The 1,452-nt window shown below is 57.3% G+C and carries 1 protein-coding gene; it reads left to right on the forward strand.

Features of this window, described 5'->3' with window-relative positions:
• Positions 1 to 43: 43 nt before the first annotated feature.
• Positions 44 to 1,339, forward strand: coding sequence for a NupC/NupG family nucleoside CNT transporter (locus ACRC1E_RS00840; RefSeq protein WP_438513216.1), 1,296 nt, complete (start codon positions 44 to 46; stop codon positions 1,337 to 1,339).
• The last annotated feature ends 113 nt before the right edge of the window (positions 1,340 to 1,452 follow it).

Here is a 1,452-nt window from a genome sequence, read left to right on the forward strand (position 1 = left end):
GAATCCGCCGTTTTCGCAAACTCTTACGTACAGGCCACACCCCGTGAATACTCTTCAGGCAATCATTGGCATGCTGTTCCTGATCGGCGTTGCCTACGCGGCCTCTACCAACCGCAAGGCAATCAACTGGCGCACCGTAGGCGCAGGCTTGCTGATCCAAAGCGTGCTGTTCATCCTTATTACTTATGTACCGGCGGTTAATAACATCTTCAACGCAGTCGGCATCGGCTTTGCCAAAGTACTGTCGTTTGCCAGCGAAGGCGCTACTTTCGTGTTTGGCGATCTGGCCCGTCCGGCCAAGATGGGTTTTCTCTTTGCCTTTGTGGTACTGCCGGTCATCATTTTCTTCTCGGCACTAACGGCCCTGCTCTATCACCTGGGTATTTTGCAGCGTGTGGTGGCCGGCCTTGCCTGGTTCATGAAGCGCACCATGCGGCTGTCCGGGCCGGAAAGCCTGACTGTTGCCGGCAATATCTTTCTGGGCCAGACCGAAGCGCCTTTGCTGATCCGCCCTTACATCAAGCACATGACCAAATCGGAACTGGCTTGCGTGATGGTGGCCGGCATGTCGACGCTGGCAGGCGGGGTACTGGCCGCTTATGTCAGCTTTCTGGGTGGGGACAACCCGGCCGAGCAGGCCCGCTTCGCCACCTTGCTGTTGACCGCCTCGTTCATGAATGCACCGGCAGCAGTGGTCTTCGCCAAGATCATGTTCCCGGAAACCGAATACGATCACGAATCCGGTGACAAGCGCGAAGTCGAGGAAGCGGAAGATGGTACCTTTATCAGTGCCATCGTCGGCGGTGCGCTGGACGGCACCAAAATGGCCTCGGCGATCGCGACCATCCTGATCGCCATTGTGTCGCTGATCGCGCTGTTCAACTACATCGTGATGGACGGTATCGGTGCGGCACTGGGCGTCAATGAGCTGATCAAGTCTTCGACCGGCGGCATCTTTGACGGTCTGACCCTGCAATACCTGTTCGGCCAGGTGTTCCGCGTATTTGCCTTTATGATGGGTATCAGCTGGGCCGAAAGCCTGCAGGTCGGCTCATTGATCGGCCAGAAAATCGTACTGAACGAATTCATCGCCTATCTGGATCTGGCCAAGCTGAAGGAAGCCGGCACCCTGTCGCCACAGGCCATCCTGATCTCGACCTTTGCACTGTCCAGCTTCTCCAACTTCGGTTCTATCGGCATCAGCGTAGCCGGTATCGGCGCACTGGCACCGACCAAGCAGAAGGTGCTGGCACAAATCGGCCTGCGCGCACTGCTGGCTGCGGTCATGGCCGGCTTCATGACCGCCACCATCGCCGGTTTGTGGATGTCGGTTTTCTGACAAAAACCGGGCCCGCATGCAAACGCGGGCTGACAAGACAAGCGGGAAGCGGCTACCATGCCCTTCCCGCTTTTTTACGTCCGGACCCTTCGTGCAGGCTTCCTTTTCATTTT

The sequence above is a fragment of the Craterilacuibacter sp. genome (assembly GCF_051659485.1).
Classification (GTDB): Bacteria; Pseudomonadota; Gammaproteobacteria; order Burkholderiales; family Chromobacteriaceae; genus Craterilacuibacter.